Here is a 15,808-nt window from a genome sequence, read left to right as displayed (position 1 = left end):
GGGGACCGTTAAAGCCTCTGAAACAATGAGGTCAGGTTTTGAAACTAGATTCAAAGACTGTGCACGATGAAAGACCTGACCCTAAATCCCCTGTGACCCCAATCCCCTGTACAGCACTCACGCCTCTTCACGCACTTCCCAATGCTCCATTTCCTCAAGCGCGTTCATGTGCTCGTAAAGCGCCACGCCCCCATCGGTTAGCACCAGTCGATCGCGCGTATTCCAATACGCAACCTGGCGCACCACCATCACCGTTTCAACATCATTGAGCAAACTCACCCGGCCGAGGCCTGCCGCCCGCAAGACCTGCTGGACCTCATCATCCTCACCAATTTTCTCAATCTGATCACGGGGAAGCCCTGCAGCATCCTCCAGCAACGCCTCGGTACGACCTCGCAGCATCGTTATCCCCCGCGCCAATACAATGATCAGCGCCTGGATTTTCATCGCCACTTCTGAAATCGCATCATCCCCGTCCACCTCATTGAGGAAAAACGCATCCCCAAGAATCTTCAGCTCGTAACCGATCGAGGAATACAGCTCCCGGTACCGGGTCAGATTGTCCGTCAGCATCAGCTCTGTATAGAGCCGGTTCTCCGTGCGAAGGCCATCTCGCAGGACATGCTTGTTGATCATCCTGCCGTTGATCAGCTCTTGATAAATCTTGCGGCTCAGCTGCTTGTCCATGCCGTCTCCTTTTACTGCGCGTTGCCAGATAGGGGTTTCTTGGAAGCTTCCTTGCGAGGCACCAGCCGCCAAGGGCGGTACCGCAACCGCTTGCCACCGTAATCAATCGTGTCGACTCGAGTATAGGAGACCACCTCCATCCGCCCCTTAGCTTTCAGCAGATCCACCGAATCAATCAGCATATCCAGCCGGTAATCATCGAGCCGATCGATCAGGTGTCGATGGAGGCCCAGGAACACATCGTCCCGCGCATGACTCAACTCGAAATCCTTCATGGCATGCGCCAAGCGACTAATCCGGAGTCGGCTCTCACGGGCGCCCCGGTCTTCTGCCGGCGCAGATACCTCTGTAAACCGCCCATCCGGTCGCAGGGCCTCAACCTCGGCATGCACGCGGATCGCTTCGGAAAACTCCGCCAGCCCCTCTTCGTTCGGCCAGTTCAAATTGGCCGATTGCGCTCGCACAAAGGACTTCAGGCCTCCAAGCACTCGACCAGAGGACCACACAGGGTGCGTCAGGGGCACCCGAAAATCACGCTGGCTGCCCGTGTGCTTTTCTTGGGCCGCCGCCAGCAACCGGTTGAACATCTTCTCCGCGCAGTCATAGCGTTGGCGCTCCTGACGGGCAAAGCGGATATAGATCTCCATGGATGTCGCAATTTCATGGGCCTCCTGGGCATAGCCCAGGATATGGAAATGGATCCGCTGCAGGGCACTGACATGCTCGTCCTTACCATGCTGATCAAACCGCTCGATGATGTCGCGCACCCGTCCCATCGGGCCTTCCCGGGTCTGCTCCGCCAGATCGCCACCGACCAAAATCTTCGACCGGGCCCAGCCGCCGTGCTCGTTCAGAAACTGCAGGGTTGGGGTCACATGCCTCTCATGAATCTGCAGAATGCTGTCCAAAGCTCGACGCACCTGCTCGGCCTGGGCAAAGCTGGCAGTGTCGGCCGAATCCACCACGTTCGAAAGCGTGTCCGCCTTCCCCCTCAGCGCAGTGATATTGTCCCCCTGTAGTGGTCTAATGAATCCGGACACCAACGTAGGTGGTAAAGTTACCACCTTAATCGAGGTGTCAGATGACCAGAAAACGACGTTCCTTTACTCCTGAGTTCAAGCAGGAAGCCGCCAGCTTGGTGTTGGATCAAGGCTACACTGTTCCCCAAGCCAGCACATCGCTTGGTGTAGTTGAGAGCGCGCTGCGGCGCTGGGTCAAGCAGCTTGAGGCTGAACGCCAAGGTGTTACCCCCAAAGGCAAGGCTCTTACCCCGGAACAGCGCCGGATACAGGAGCTTGAGGCTCGGTGTGAGCGCCTGGAACGGGAGAAGAACATTCTAAAAAAGGCTACTGCTCTCTTGATGTCGGACGACTGGAATCGTACGCGCTGATTGACCAATTAAGTGAGCAAGAGCCTGTGGAATTGGTCTGTTCAGCGTTTAATGTGCATCGTTCCTGTTACTACGAACACCGTAAGCGGTGCCGTCGTATTGATGCGGAGAGGGTAGCCTTGAAAGCCAAAGTGAACTGCTTATTCAATCAGAGTCGCAGCTCGGCGGGAAGCCGTACGATACAAGGGCTCCTCAATGAGCAGGGGGAGGAAATTGGCCGTTTCAAGGTACGCAGTCTTATGCGTGAACTCGGGCTGGTCTGCAAGCAGCCCGGGCCTCATGCTTACAAGCAGGCGACAGTAGAGCGGCCCGATATACCGAACCATCTGGATCGAGAGTTTACGGTGGCAGCCCCGAATCAGGTGTGGTGTGGAGATATCACCTATATCTGGACGGGGAAAGGCTGGAGTTACCTGGCTGTCGTGCTGGATCTCTACGCCCGGCGAGTTGTGGGCTGGGCCATCTCCAGCCACCCGGATGCAGATCTGGTGGTGAAGGCCCTGGATCATGCCTGGGAGCAACGAGGTCAGCCTGAGAAAGTCATGTTCCACTCGGATCAGGGCAGCCAATATGCCAGTCGCATGTTCCGGCAGCGGTTGTGGCGCTATCGGATGCAGCAAAGCATGAGCCGGCGGGGCAACTGCTGGGATAATGCGCCAATGGAAAGGCTGTTCCGTAGCCTGAAGTCAGAATGGGTGCCGACAATGGGCTACCGCAACTTGCCTGAAGCAAAGAAAGATATCGGTGACTATCTGATGGGTTACTACAATCACCACAGGCCACACAGCTACAACGGCGGAATCGCCCCTGCGGTGGCAGAAGAAAAACCTAAATCACTGTCCGGGATTAGTTGACCACTACACCCAGCGAAGAGGCGACATGCTGAAAGGTATCGTAGACCGTCTGCACCATCTCGGAATACGCCGGATCACCCGGTATCCAGGCCAGCTTGTAGTCGCTTACCAGGTTGTAGCACTCGTCCAGCTGGATCACCAACTGGTTCAGATCGGCCTGGGACAATTCCCGGAGACGCTTGCGATCAAGGTGGCGCAGCATCGACAGCACAAAGCCCTTCAGGCGGAAGCGCCCAAGCTTCTGATCAAGGTAGTTCAGCAAGCCATTGCGATCGAGATTCTCCAGGCTAAGCGTCTCAATCAGCCGGCGCCCTTCCACGGGCGACAGCCGGCCGACCTCTTCTGACAGCACCCGGTCATAGGCACTGATGGTGAATTCCATGGCATGCCCTGTACCCGACTCGCTCGCCAGATCCATCAACCGGAAGAACGTCTGCTTGTTAGCCAGAATGGCGATCAGGGTCTGCTCTGTGTTGACGGGATTGACCATGCTCATGCCACGGCAGTCCCGTCCAAATCGTCATCAGACGGAAGGTCCAGCAAGGAAAGATTGGAGGGGTGATAGACTGCGCGGCATTTGCGCAGCGCCTTGCCCTCAGTCAGCTGGTACTCGTACAGGTAGTGCCATGTCCCGATAATCCCGGCAATCACACCGGTATTTGACGGGGTGGCCGCAATCAGCACCAGGTTATTCTCTTCCACCACACGACGCAGTTCCGCCAGATTCCTTTCATCGAGGTTGGAGACCTCATCAAAGATCACCGGTACCGTCATGGTGATGTCTTCCGGCACCATCTGACGCAGCAGGATAGCCAGCAGCACCACGTTCACCATGCCCGTGGTACCGGTGGATTGCCCGGCCTTCTCCTTCTCGCCATTCAATTCAAAGACAAATTTCACATCCGTGACGATCTGCTCGATGTCCAGGCGAGAGCCATTGCCGGTGTCCTTGAGGTAGTGATCGCAGAAATTGCTTAACCGCTCGTAGAAGGCATCCGGCCGCATCTGCCCGGCAGACTTGCTGTATCGATCCAGATCACGGCGCAAGCTTTCAAACGCCTCGTGCGTCTTGATCTCAATGCTGACACCGGAGAGGTTGGAGATATGGATGCCGGCCAGGGTGTTGTTGATCCGTTGTTCAAAACGACGAATGGACTGCGCCATATCCTCGATTTTCGAGATATCCACACCCGTGTTTTGGTTGTGGTTTTCGATCTGGGACCGCAATCCGTTCTCTTTCGAGACCACGTTCTCGAACTCCGCCCGGAGCCGCTCAAAGGCATCGCGGATGTCCTGAATCGGGATGTCGCTGCGAAGCATGTCGAACCCTTCGACACTGCACGCGCCTGTGGCCAGCAGGGTGCGCAGCTTTTCCAGCATGCTCTCACGGAGCCTATGCAGCCCGTCTTTCTGATCCTCAAGGTCAGTGATCAGCTCCGCCAACGCAACTGTCTCCTCCGGTTCCTTTGCTGGCCCGAGGGCCGCCAGCACATCCTTTGGCGCACTCGCCTTAATACGGGAAACCGCTTTTTTCTGGTGCGTCAGATCACTATTCTCACGCTGCACTGCTTCGTAATCCCGCTTGGCGTCTTGCGCTTTCAACTGCAGGGGCGCTTTCTCATTGGAGATCTTCACATGGAGCTCCTCCGCTTGGTGGAGAGCCTCCTGCGCGGCCGCAAGCGCTTCATTCTCAGTGACCAGATCCGCCCGGTTTGACTCCAGCGCACCCAGGGCGTGAATGGCCTCCTCGAGCTCCTTAACGTCCTCCTCTGCCGCCGCCACCTTTTCCTTCGAGACGGTGCCGTCCTTGTGAGTGGCGGCGATATCCGCATTGAGATCGCGCATTTCACGATCAAGATGGCGCTTGCGCTCAGTAAGGGATTTCTTGTCATCCTCCAGCTTCACCCGGAGGTCCGCCGCCGAATACTTCTGTGCAGCAACCCCTGGGATGGCCTGCCCTTTAAGGGCCAGAGCCCCCTTCTCGACGGAGAACAACGCAGCGAACTCATCCACCTGATCCTGCTCTACACTCAAGAACGCGCCCGGGACCTTGGCTGTTGCAGAGTTCAGACTGAAGAGCACCATGGCCGAGTGCTTGTTAAGGGAGTCAAGAATGGCGCCGTCACTGTCATTCAATGCGCGGGCCACAGTGTGAAGTTCCTCCTCCACCCCCTTCTGGTCTGAGATGAGCTGCTGCAGGCGTGCCTGCATGGCGTTCACGCTGCTCAAGGCCTTGAGGCGCCGCTCAGATTCACCCAACCATTCACGCGCATGGGCGATGTAGGCCCCCGGGTCATCCCCCTGGACCACCAGTCGCTCTTGGGCGATAAATGCCTCCGCCACGTCGATTCGCTGCTTCAGCCTCTCTAGCCTCTCGCGAGCGTTCTTCAGCTCAACCTTCTTTGTCGTGACTTGATCTGACGCAGCGCGGTCTTTCTCCTGACAGGTGCGGAGCGCCTCCGAGGCGATCTGATGACGCTCCGCAGCCTCAGCCACCCGAGTCTCCGCGGTGGCCATTTTCTCTTCCAGTAGCGTCTCCGCCAGCACCAAATCCCGGGCCAGCGGCGCAATGCCGGCTTCGTACTCCCGGAACTGTTTGGCAAAGGCCGCCCAAGCATCCTGGTTGTTCTTGAGGGCCTGGACCTGCTTCAGCGCCTGCTGGAGCGACAGTTTCTCATCGTTGATCGCGCGCAGATCCACACTGACCGCGGTGCTTCCAGTGGCCAGGTCACTATCAATCACATTGGCAAACGCCAGCGGCAGACTTTCCTTGTTTCCACCCCGAATATCGAACGACAGCTGCAGTAGCGCCTTGATGGCCTTCATAACCGCATCCCGTGGCGGCTGCACGAGGGGGACGATGCAGTACCGGGTGGAGTCCCGGGTCGGCGTGTAGCGAGTGAACATCGCCTCCATGATGGTGCGCTGGTCCGCCAGCGGGCGGCCACCGATATCCTTGAGCTTCTTGATCACCTCCGCCAGCGCCAGCCCTTCCGGGGGAGAGCCCATGCCATCGTTCTTACCGGAGTTCACATCCCAGAAGATATGCTCGATCGCTTCATAGGGCATCGGTACCGCAATGCGGCTATACCCCAGTTTCTCATTCGGGGTCTGATACAGAACGATGCAGAATTCCCCGCCCGGGTTGCTCGCCTCCAGGACCAGGAAGGACGTAGAGGACGGGAAATAGTAATCGAAGCTCTGTTGACCAGAGTACACCTCACCATTGGAGGCGAAGCCGAACTTGCTCTCGCAGCGCTTCATGTTCACTTCGGGCAGCAGGAACAGCTTCAGCGCACTCAGGCCAGAGGTTTTGCCCTGATTGTTGGGGCTAAAGATCGCCGACGAGGTCCCCAGTGGCAGATTGATGTAGGCAGCGCTGCCAGAGTTGACCATGACAAGCCGCAAGATCTGATAGCGGTCGCCGTCCAGTGGCAAGGAATTGGCCTGCATTACAGCCCCTCCAAATAGGTTTCTTGTTCCAGTTTTTTGCCCAGATTGTACATAGCCTGAATCACGTTCTGTAATTCCGGATGTTTAAGGATCAATCCCCTCAGACTCACCCGTTGTTTTTCACTCAAGCGCCATCGGCTCCGCTCCAAGCGCTCTTGAATATCAGTGGGGACTAGGAAGCGAACAGGGAATCCCGCCGGCAGCAGCGGGTTGTCACGAATCGACTGGTAGGTCCGAATACCCCCCTCGTCAACATCGAACAAGCACGACACCTGATCAAACTGGCCGTAATACCCGCCATGACACGCCTTAGCCGCCTGATTACCAGAACCAAAAGCCACCAGGGTGCTGGCGGAATCGACCAGCCAACCGCAGTGCGTTCGCAAAAACGCCAATGTCGACTCAATGGCAAGGAAGTTCTCCATGTTCTCCACCAGCAGAAGGTGTGTCTTGCCCGGGGGCGGCACAGGCCAGGTCAGCCCGTCGCGACACACAGCCACCTGCGGCTCGTGCCAACCCGGCGCATCGATTACCAACAACGAGCCAGTAACCCCCTGCAGATGAGAGTCACCGGCCATCGCGGCACTGACACGGTCGTGGTGATCGGCCGAGGGCGGATACATGGTCTGCAGGTACGCTAGGCGCTCACGGTTGATCACCTCAACAACGCCCACATCCTCAGACTCATCAGCGGGCCGGAAGATTTGGCGAACATCCATCACCGTCATCCCTTCCAGGCCAAGCGCTTTGCTAAGCCCACTCCAGGAACAAGGATCCCCGGCCGCGATCGCCTCCAGAAGATCACCTGCCTTCTTTCTTTTGCTCATTGAAGTACTCGTTTTTGCCGGTGGGGGCTCAAGAAAGGCCGTTTCGAGCACTGGGGTCAGGTCTTGCCCCGTGCATCAACCTGAATCTTTGCCGCACCCCGGCACTGCGGGAACCCACTACACCCCCAGAATTCCTGCCCCGCCAGTTTTCCCGACTTTGCCTTTCGCAACACCATCTCGCTGCCACACCGGTGACAGGCCGGCGCTTCAGGTTGCTTTGATTCTGTCGGCACTGGCGCTGTCACTGCAGCCATCGCCTCTTGCGTCTGAACCGGTTTCTCATTGCCTTGGGCTTGGCTCGTCTCTGCCAAATCTCTGGCGGACTGATCGTCAGCAATCCTGACTTCAGGGCACTCTTGTTGCTGGGGCGGAAAAAGAATGGCGTTGATGTCACGGCGAAGATCAGCGACCACATAGCCTCTGGCCGCCCGTATCCGCAGCAGTGGCAGGCCCGCCGATTGGCAGGCGACATCCAGAAAGGTATCTCGCGCCTGGCGTTTGGCAGAGTCATGGCTGGCATCATCCAGCTCAATCGCCAATTTCACCGCGCAGGATTGTGGCTCGCAGAGAATGAAATCCAGATGTTTGGCGGAAATTCTGTTGAAGGCGCGCTGCCAGTTTGAGCGGGTGAGCCCCTCTTGCGGGGTAATGACATCCGCCACCCGTACCTTGGAAAAGATCATCGCCTTGCCAGCCACCGCCTGCGAGAGGACACCATAGAAAGAGCGTTCGGCTTTACTGAGCAGATAGGGCTTGCGGCGGTAGGTGAACTGAGTTGACCCAGTGGGCGATTTCAGCAGCGCCAGGACTGCCAGCGACACCACGATAACAACGAGGAAGAACGTCGTAGTCGTACTCATGGCCAGCTGTCCTCAGCCCCTTCACGGGCCGGACAATACTGGACGGATAGTAAATGCAAACTGACTGGCATCCCTTCCCCTGATCCCAACTCACGGCCTCACCGTCCTGGCGGGCCTGTTGTTATTGGTAGCGCGTTATTTGTGATCCAGTTCGAATTTACACAACTCTGCCGGGGAAATAAACGAATCCGCTTCAGGTGAGGTGCTGCCGTGGATAGGCGGTTCCAGGCGGGGATCAGCCGGGGCAGAACGACTCTCATATCGTCAATAACTCGCGAGTTGGCATGGTTCCCGCAGTAATACGGTGACTGGCTGGCGCTTATTCCCGGCCTGACCGTTTTCTGTGACTTGACGGAACAAGAGGTGAAACCATGGATTCTGCGATTCTGAAAGACCTGATGTGCACCCGTTTTGCGAGCATCCACCCGGATATGCCGGTGGTGGAGGCGTCCAGCAAGCTGATCCAGCTGGAGATGCTGGGTAGCCCGGTGATGGATGATGCCGGCACTCTGGTGGGCTGGATCAGTGAGCGTGAATGCCTGCAGGCGGCGCTGCAGGTGGTGTACCACAACCAGCGCGTGGCGACGGTAAAAGACCTGATGCAGCCTGAGGTACTGACGGTATCGCTGGACGATGACGTGCTGGGACTGGCCCAGCAGATGCTGGCCGCCAAGCCCAAGATCTACCCGGTGGTGGATGCTGCCAACAAGGTACTTGGCGTGATCAGTCGCCGTCATATCCTGCACATGCTGGATCAGAAGCTGGCAGAGTTGAGCAAGAAGGCGGGGTGATCTGCTGTTTTTGCTCTTTTTTAGGGCGCTATGATGGCGCTGTTTTGCACCAGACAGGTGCAGAGCCTCGTGGACGGCTACCTTGGGCGGTTTTGGTGACTGGCAGGATTGGCCCGTTCGTCACCGCCGTATTCGCCATGCAAGCATAGCTCCCACAAAAAGATAGGCACTACTTATCTCGCCAGTAAAGCTGCGCCAGCAAATCCTGGCGCTCGTGGAGCACGGCAATAATCAATGGCCGCTCTGTACCTTGCAGCGTGTAGAAGATGAAGTGGTGTTGGCAGCGAAACCGGTAGACATCGGGCAAGGAGCCCAGCGCGAGTGTGGGAACCACCTTCCCGCTCACCAGTCGTTCCAGGCAAGCATTGAGAGCCTGGCGATAACGTTCAACCTGCGCCTTTCCCCAAGTGCGGAGCGTGTAGCGAATAATATTGCGGATGTCGTCGGCGGCCTCTTCCGTGAGGTCGTAATCCATTTAGCGGGCTTCCTCTTCCTTGAGTACCTGATTGACCAGCTCATCCACGTTGCTGCTGACGCGGGACCCGGCACGGCCAGACTGTAGCCGGGTCTTCAAAAAGGTTTCCAATGCTGCCAGGGACTGTTCCTGTTCACTGGCATTGCCGAGCACTCGCTCCAGCACATAGGCCTTGAGCGACTTGCCTTCCAGGGTCGCGGAGACCTTCAGCAACTGATGCTGCTCCGGTGTCAGTTCGATGGATAGGCGCATACAGGCTCCATGGGGCTATCGGGTATATACCCATAGGAGACAACATTTTGCACATTTGTGCAAAAGTTGTTTTGCGCCGAAGGCGGCAGAGCCCCTTTGGGATTAGCCAACTGGTAGGTATTCGCCATGCAAGCATGGCTCCAACGAAAAGCGGTGTAGCCGGCGGGCTACAGCTTTTTCACCCGCCGGTTCTTGCCCTTGATCTTGCCGCTCATTAATCGCTGTAGTGCCAGGTCGGCGCTGTCGCGTTCGATAGCCACGTAGGCCTGGTAGTCGGTGACGGTGATCTTGCCGACCTGGTTGCCGGGGATGCCGGCGTCACCGGTGAGGGCGCCGAGGATGTCGCCGGGGCGCAGTTTGTCCTTGCGGCCGGCGCCGATGCATAGCGTCACCGTGGGCGGCAGCATGGGGTCGCCGGCGCGGGGCTTGAGGCTGGAGACCGGGTGCCAGTTGAGTGTTTCGCCCTGCAGTTCTTCGATGGCCATGGCCCGACGGCTTTCGCGGGGGGTCACCAGGTTGATGGCCAGGCCCTTCTCCCCTGCCCGGCCGGTGCGGCCGACCCGGTGAATGTGGGTCTGCGGGTCGTGGGACAGTTCCGCGTTGATCACCATGTCCAGGCTGTCGATATCCAGCCCCCGTGCGGCCACGTCCGTGGCTACCAGTACTGACAGACTGCGGTTGGCGAACAGGGTTAGCACTTCGTCGCGTTCGCGCTGTTCCAGGTCGCTGTTCAGTGCCCGGGCGGCGAGCCCCTGCCGGCACAGCTTGCTGACCACATCCTGGCACTGCTGCTTGGTGACACAGAACACCACGCAGCTGGTAGGCCGGAAGCAGGCGATGGCGTCGGCCACGGCTTCGTAGCGTTGCAGTGGCTCCACTTCGTAGAAGCGCTGCTCGATGCGGGTGTTGTCGTGCATGGCCGCCACTTCCACATGCTCGGGGTCGCGCATGAAGGTTTCCGCCAGCTGCTTGATGCCGGCGGGATAGGTGGCGGAGAACAGCAGGGTCTGGCGACGGGACGGGGTCTGGCGAATCACCTCGGCAATATCGTCGAAGAAGCCCATGTCGAGCATGCGATCCGCTTCGTCCAGCACCAGGGTGTTGAGCCCGTCCAGACTGAGGGTGCCTTTGCTCAGGTGCTTGAGTATCCGCCCCGGTGTGCCCACCACTACCTGGGCACCATGCTCCAGGGAGCCGATCTGCGGACCGATGGGTTGCCCGCCACAGAGGGTCAGCACCTTGATGTTGCCGGCGCCCCGGGCCAGACGACGAATCTCTGCGGCCACCTGATCGGCCAGTTCCCGCGTGGGGCACAGCACCAGAGCCTGGCAACCGTAATAGCGCAGGTTCAGCGGGTGCAACAGGCCGATGCCGAAGGCGGCGGTCTTGCCGCTGCCGGTGCTGGCCTGGGCGATCACATCCCGGCCTTTCAGCAGGGGCGGCAGGCTGGCCGCCTGCACCGGCGTCATGGCGGTGTAGCCCAGGGTATCCAGGTTGGCGAGCATGTCGCCGCTGAGTGGCAGGGAGGAAAACAGGGAATCAGTCACGTAAGGGCCCGAGTGGCAGGAAATCAGGCGTGCAGTGTACCAACTGTTGGGCCGGGCGCGATGGATTTCAGATTTCTGTCTCAGAGGCCGGAATTCGAGGCTGTCGCCACAGAGCATGACAACGCGCTGGACAAGCACCGCTTCCCCCCCTTAGTCTTGTAAACACATGTTCACATACAGGTGTGCACTTGTCACGCTGTACCCGATTGTGTGTCTACATGGGTATTGCGTAGGGATTCGGTAAAAGGGGTTGGTCACCACGCCCCGCACAAGCGGATACTGAAATCCGAACCGGAAATCAGACAGCTACAACAACAGTGACAACAACGGATTGAGATGGCAGGAGTAACTCGCCCAGCCGTCGCCCTCGAATAATGACAACGAAAGAGGAAGCGTTATGCGTCAACCCGCCCAGCCTGAGCCAGGTGATTCACGGTCCATCTGGTCTCGCCTGAGTACCATCACCGATTATTTTGCCTGGCCCTTGCGCACCTCCCATTACCTGGAGCTGGTGAACCCGCTCTGGACCACCCACAAGCTGCAAGCCCGGGTGGTGAAAGTGTGGGATGAAACCAAGGATGCCCGCACCCTGACCCTGCGCCCCGGTTTGAACTGGCGCGGCCACCGGGCGGGCCAGCATGTGCGGGTGGGTATCCCTGCCAACGGCAAGCATTACACCCGCACCTACACCATTTCCTCGCCGCCGGAGCGGGAGGACGATTGCTTCACGATCACCGTGAAGGCCATCGACAAGGGCACCATTTCCCACCACATCGTGCGCAATATCAAGGTGGGCGATTACCTGCCCATCGGCCTGCCGCAGGGGGATTTCTACCTGCCGGACGCGCAACCGATCCAGCCACTGTTCATTACCGCGGGCAGCGGTATTACTCCCGCGTTCAGCATGATCAACAGCCTGATTGCCCAGGGGCGTCTGCCGGATACCTGCCATATCCACTATGCACCCCACGAGTTTGATGTAGTGCTGGGCAAGGAACTGAAGGCGATGGATCGCTTCAACGATCGCTATCACCTGCACCTGATGTATAGCCGTGAGGGCGACGACCCGAGCCGTAACCGCTTTTCCCGGGCCCAGCTGGATGCGCTCTGCCCGGACTGGAAAGAACGGGACGTGTACGCCTGCGGCCCCCCTTCCCTGCTGGAAGCCATCGAGCAATGCATGGAGGAAGCGGGTTGTAGCCGCCAGCTGCATGTGGAGCGATTCCGCGCGCCCTTTACCGAAGTGCCCGCCGATGCGGTGGGTGGCCGGGTGCGCTTTGCCCAAAGCGATGTGGAAACCGACGGCGACAGCGAAACCCCACTGCTGAAAGTGGCCGAGGAAGCCGGCATGAACCCGCCCCACGGCTGCCGCATGGGCATCTGCCACACCTGCAACACCACCCTGGTATCCGGCTGCGTGCGAGACCTGCGCACCGGCGAGGTACTGAATGAGGCAGGCAGCATTGTGCAGACCTGCATCTGCGCCGCCGCCGGCGATTGCGAACTGGATTTGTGAGGGAAATAAGAATGAAAACCCATCAATACCCGGTCGACCTGACCGATGAACAGATCGAAGAATTCGGCCGCGAGCTGGAAGCCATTCGCAACGAGGTGTTTGACTCCCGCGGCGACCGTGACCGCGCCTATATCCTCAAGGTGATCAAGACCCAGCGCACCATGGCGGTGAGCTCCCGTTTTGTGATTTACCTGTCGCTGTTTTTCATTCCTGCCTGGGGGCACGCGCTGGCAAGCTGGCCGGTGGCACTCACCATCATGGGCCTGGGCGTGTTCGCGCTCGGCATCGCCAAGATTCTGGAAAACATGGAAATCGCCCATAACGTGCTGCACGCCCAGTGGGACTGGATGAAGGACCCGGAGATCCAGTCCAACACCTGGGAATGGGACACCATGAGCCCGTCGGACCGCTGGATGCATTCCCACAATGTGGTGCACCACACCTGGACCAATGTACTGGAGAAGGATCTGGATGTGGGCTACGGCATCATGCGGGTAACGCCCATGCAGAAATGGAAGCCGGCGTTTTTGCTGCAGCCGATTTATTTTATTCTGCTGATGTTGTTGTTCGAGGAAGGTGTGGCCATTCATGAGCAGGCCATCGATGACCACCTGAAAGGCAAGAACAAGCTGAAGGATTTCACGCCCCTGTTAAAGCGTATCGGCTACAAGGTATGGCGACAGGTGGCCAAGGATTACATCGCCTGGCCGCTGGCGGCCGCGCTGGTGGCGATCCCGATTTCCTTCTATGTGCCCTTCTCGCCCCTGCTGGTGTTCGGCATGGTGGCCGGCGCCAATGCGGTGGCCAACCTGATCCGTAACATCTGGGCATTCACCATTATCTTCTGCGGGCACTTCCCTGCCGGCGCCCACAACTTCACCCTTGAGCAGGTGGAAGGGGAAACCCGTGGTCGCTGGTATCTGCGCCAGATGCTGGGCTCTTGCAACATTGAAGGCGGCAAGCTGTTCCATATCCTGTCCGGCAACCTGTCGCACCAGATCGAGCATCACCTGTTTCCGGACATGTGCAGCAACCGCTACAAGGAAGTGGCGCCACGGGTACGGGCGTTGGCGGATCGCTATGGCATTCCGTACAACAGCGCCTCCCTGTTCCGCCAGTTCGGCACCACCTGGCTGAACAACCTGCGCCTGGCCTTCCCCGGCGGCGGCGAACCCTACGAACCCCGCCGCGAACAAGCCAGCCAGTCCTGACGTAGACCGTAGGGTGGATTAGCCGAAGGCGTAATCCACCATCCCCTCCAACGCTTCAAAAGGTGGATTACGCCTTCGGCTAATCCACCCTACGTTTTGGCTTTGTGGGAGATGATGCATGCATCACGAGAAGTTCAGTTGAATCCAGCCCTTCGTTTTGCAAGCAAAGCTCCAACGGCCACGAGGGGTTGTTGGAGCCTTGCTCGCAAGGCGAAGGTTGTTTCCGCAAGCCGCTGCGTTTAGCGCCGCCTGACCAGCCCGTCTTCCAGCACCTGGTCGAAGTGATCCTTCAGGGTGTCCGCCGCCGGTCGATAATTCACGCCCAGCGCCTTGCTGCGGCTATTGTCGAAGCGCAGGGGGTAGCCCACGTTACGGCTGATGAACTTGCGGGTGACCGGGCCCATGAACGGGCCGACAGCCCATACCACCGGCTTGGGCACCTTCATCATCGGGAACGGGTACTGCTTGCCGAATTGCTTGCGCAGCATGGCGGCGATGTCGAGCATGGACACTGACTGGTTGACCAGGATGTAGCGCCCTTCCGCTTCCGGTTTGAACGCCCCCAGCAGATGGGCCTGGGCCACCTCGCGCACGTCCACCATGCCGTATTCCAGGTCCGGCACGCCGGTTTTCAGTTTGCCACGACCCATGTCCAGCAGGGTGCCAATGCTGGCAGAGTTGCTGGCGTTGGTCAGGGACGGACCGTAGACCATGCCCGGGTTGATGGTCACCAGATCCCAGCGGCTTTCTGCACTGCCAACCTGGCCATCGTGGATCTTCCAGGCTTCGCGCTCGGCGGCCACCTTGGAATACTGATAGGGGTTGTGATTGACGCTGCTGGTGGTGTTCCAGTCCGCTTCGGTGAAGGCGCTTTTGCCTTTCATGTCGGTGGCGTCACCGTACACCGAGGCCACGCTGCTGGTGAGCACCACGCGCTTTAGGGTGTCGCAGCGATTAGCGGCATTGAGCACATTGCGGGTGCCTTCCACGGCCGGACGCACCAGGGCCTCGTTGGCATCGGTGAAGCCATCCAGCACGAACGGCGAGGCGGTGTGCATGAGGATGTCGCAGCCCTGCATGGGGTCGTCGAAGCTCTCGGCATCCAGCAGGTCTGCCTTGAACAGTTTCAGGGTACCCGGGGCAGCGTCAGCGATGCGCTTTAGGTGATCCACGCTTTTCGCCTTGTTGGGATCACGCACCGTGGCGTGCACGGTATGGCCCGCTTCCAGCAGGTATTTGACGATCCAGCCGGCAATGTAGCCGGAGGCGCCGGTGACCATCACGGTATGGGTGTTACTGGGCATGCTTGGCTCCCGCCGTTAAAAAGAAGGCCAACGCTACCATGATGGCAACACAAGACTAGAGCTGTTCGTGCCATTCCCTGGCTCTGCGGCCAACTGCAATCACAACGAAAACAGGCGCCAATGGCGCCTGTTTCATTCAGCTCTGCCAGCGTGCCCGATTGAGCCACATCCAGGCGGCGAGCCCCAGCCCCCAGGCACCATTGACGATCAGGCCTCCGACCACCTTGGTGGCGTTCACGTCCAGGCCTTTCAGGGGAAACACCAGCAGCATGGCCACCAGTGTCGGGCCGATGGCGCCGATAATCAGCGCGCCGAGCCAGTGTCGAATACCCTGCCAACGACGGATCAACCACCAGACAGGAACACCCCAGACCCCGCCCCAGAAAGCCAGCGACAGCACCTGGGGAATACCCAGAGGCGGTACCGGGGTCATGTTCCAGGGCGCTGCGGGAATCATCCCTGCCAACCAGAACAGCGCAAGGACGCCCTGATGAAACAATAGCGTGGCGATAAAACCACCGGTAAAGGCTTGCAGCCATTGCTGTGGTGAGTTGGCCATGGTCACTCCGACGTTAAGAGGTGTTGGCAAAGTACGTTAATGATTACCCAGGCAACTCTACACCATCACCCTCCACGTGGCG

General features: G+C 58.8%; 15 protein-coding genes. 4 read left to right on the top strand and 11 right to left on the bottom strand.

Features of this window, described 5'->3' with window-relative positions; all coding sequences use genetic code 11:
* Nucleotides 1–117: 117 nt before the first annotated feature.
* Together KZ772_RS00620 and KZ772_RS00615 are read right to left on the bottom strand one after the other, a co-directional pair.
* Nucleotides 118–687, bottom strand: a complete 570-nt coding sequence (locus KZ772_RS00620; protein ID WP_290537991.1) for a hypothetical protein — start codon at nucleotides 685–687, stop codon at nucleotides 118–120.
* A gap of 11 nt (nucleotides 688–698) precedes the next feature.
* Nucleotides 699–1,652: a hypothetical protein gene (locus tag KZ772_RS00615; RefSeq protein WP_290537990.1), complete on the bottom strand. Its 954-nt coding sequence runs from the start codon at nucleotides 1,650–1,652 to the stop codon at nucleotides 699–701.
* Nucleotides 1,653–1,768: 116 nt separating this feature from the next.
* Here KZ772_RS00615 and KZ772_RS00610 point away from each other — a divergent pair.
* A protein-coding gene (locus tag KZ772_RS00610) for an IS3 family transposase (protein ID WP_290537989.1) occupies nucleotides 1,769–2,931 on the top strand; the annotation gives its coding sequence in 2 pieces (ribosomal slippage) (nucleotides 1,769–2,024 and nucleotides 2,024–2,931; 1,164 coding nt in all).
* Here the strand turns inward: KZ772_RS00610 and KZ772_RS00605 are convergent.
* From KZ772_RS00605 to KZ772_RS00590, 4 genes are read right to left on the bottom strand one after another with little or no spacing between them, the layout of a single operon-like run.
* Entirely contained in the window at nucleotides 2,924–3,427 is a 504-nt protein-coding gene (locus KZ772_RS00605; protein ID WP_290537988.1) for a hypothetical protein, read from the bottom strand. The genes KZ772_RS00610 and KZ772_RS00605 overlap by 8 nt on opposite strands.
* A complete protein-coding gene (locus tag KZ772_RS00600; RefSeq protein WP_290537987.1) occupies nucleotides 3,424–6,384 on the bottom strand; it encodes a hypothetical protein in 2,961 nt (986 codons plus the stop codon). Before KZ772_RS00600 ends, KZ772_RS00605 begins: the two co-directional genes overlap by 4 nt.
* A complete protein-coding gene (locus tag KZ772_RS00595; RefSeq protein ID WP_290537986.1) occupies nucleotides 6,384–7,211 on the bottom strand; it encodes a hypothetical protein in 828 nt (275 codons plus the stop codon). Before KZ772_RS00595 ends, KZ772_RS00600 begins: the two co-directional genes overlap by 1 nt.
* 56 nt (nucleotides 7,212–7,267) lie before the next feature.
* Nucleotides 7,268–8,071, bottom strand: a complete 804-nt coding sequence (locus KZ772_RS00590) for a DUF2726 domain-containing protein (protein ID WP_290537985.1) — start codon at nucleotides 8,069–8,071, stop codon at nucleotides 7,268–7,270.
* A gap of 371 nt (nucleotides 8,072–8,442) precedes the next feature.
* Here KZ772_RS00590 and KZ772_RS00585 point away from each other — a divergent pair, with 371 nt between their 5' ends.
* Nucleotides 8,443–8,862 carry a CBS domain-containing protein gene (locus tag KZ772_RS00585; protein ID WP_290537984.1) on the top strand — a complete coding sequence of 140 codons (420 nt, stop codon included), beginning with the start codon at nucleotides 8,443–8,445 and terminating at the stop codon, nucleotides 8,860–8,862.
* A gap of 169 nt (nucleotides 8,863–9,031) precedes the next feature.
* Here KZ772_RS00585 and KZ772_RS00580 read toward each other — a convergent pair whose 3' ends face one another.
* The 3 genes from KZ772_RS00580 to dbpA all read right to left on the bottom strand — a co-directional run bounded on the left by KZ772_RS00580 (nucleotide 9,032) and on the right by dbpA (nucleotide 11,136).
* Nucleotides 9,032–9,337 (bottom strand): type II toxin-antitoxin system RelE/ParE family toxin, encoded by a 306-nt coding sequence (locus KZ772_RS00580; protein WP_290537983.1) that lies wholly within the window; start codon nucleotides 9,335–9,337, stop codon nucleotides 9,032–9,034.
* Nucleotides 9,338–9,589 (bottom strand): DUF1778 domain-containing protein, encoded by a 252-nt coding sequence (locus KZ772_RS00575; RefSeq protein WP_290537982.1) that lies wholly within the window; start codon nucleotides 9,587–9,589, stop codon nucleotides 9,338–9,340. It lies immediately after the preceding gene.
* A gap of 167 nt (nucleotides 9,590–9,756) precedes the next feature.
* Nucleotides 9,757–11,136 carry an ATP-dependent RNA helicase DbpA gene (gene dbpA / locus KZ772_RS00570; RefSeq protein WP_290537981.1) on the bottom strand — a complete coding sequence of 460 codons (1,380 nt, stop codon included), beginning with the start codon at nucleotides 11,134–11,136 and terminating at the stop codon, nucleotides 9,757–9,759.
* Between the two features lie 397 nt (nucleotides 11,137–11,533).
* Between dbpA and KZ772_RS00565 the strand changes: the two genes are divergently transcribed.
* On the top strand, nucleotides 11,534–12,652 hold the full coding sequence (locus KZ772_RS00565) for a ferredoxin reductase (protein WP_290537980.1): 1,119 nt from the start codon (nucleotides 11,534–11,536) through the stop codon (nucleotides 12,650–12,652).
* 11 nt (nucleotides 12,653–12,663) lie between these two features.
* The gene (locus KZ772_RS00560; protein WP_290537979.1) at nucleotides 12,664–13,863 is read left to right on the top strand and encodes an acyl-CoA desaturase; all 1,200 of its coding nucleotides are present in this window, start codon (nucleotides 12,664–12,666) and stop codon (nucleotides 13,861–13,863) included.
* A gap of 239 nt (nucleotides 13,864–14,102) precedes the next feature.
* Here KZ772_RS00560 and KZ772_RS00555 read toward each other — a convergent pair whose 3' ends face one another.
* Together KZ772_RS00555 and KZ772_RS00550 are read right to left on the bottom strand one after the other, a co-directional pair.
* Nucleotides 14,103–15,167 carry an NAD-dependent epimerase/dehydratase family protein gene (locus KZ772_RS00555; protein WP_290537978.1) on the bottom strand — a complete coding sequence of 355 codons (1,065 nt, stop codon included), beginning with the start codon at nucleotides 15,165–15,167 and terminating at the stop codon, nucleotides 14,103–14,105.
* Between the two features lie 136 nt (nucleotides 15,168–15,303).
* On the bottom strand, nucleotides 15,304–15,726 hold the full coding sequence (locus KZ772_RS00550) for a hypothetical protein (protein WP_290537977.1): 423 nt from the start codon (nucleotides 15,724–15,726) through the stop codon (nucleotides 15,304–15,306).
* Nucleotides 15,727–15,808: the final 82 nt, after the last annotated feature.

This window comes from Alcanivorax sp. (assembly GCF_019431375.1).
Taxonomy (GTDB): Bacteria; Pseudomonadota; Gammaproteobacteria; order Pseudomonadales; family Alcanivoracaceae; genus Alcanivorax; species Alcanivorax jadensis_A.
The sequence above is the reverse complement of the archived record's forward strand: the minus strand, read 5'-3'. Positions and strand labels throughout refer to the sequence as shown.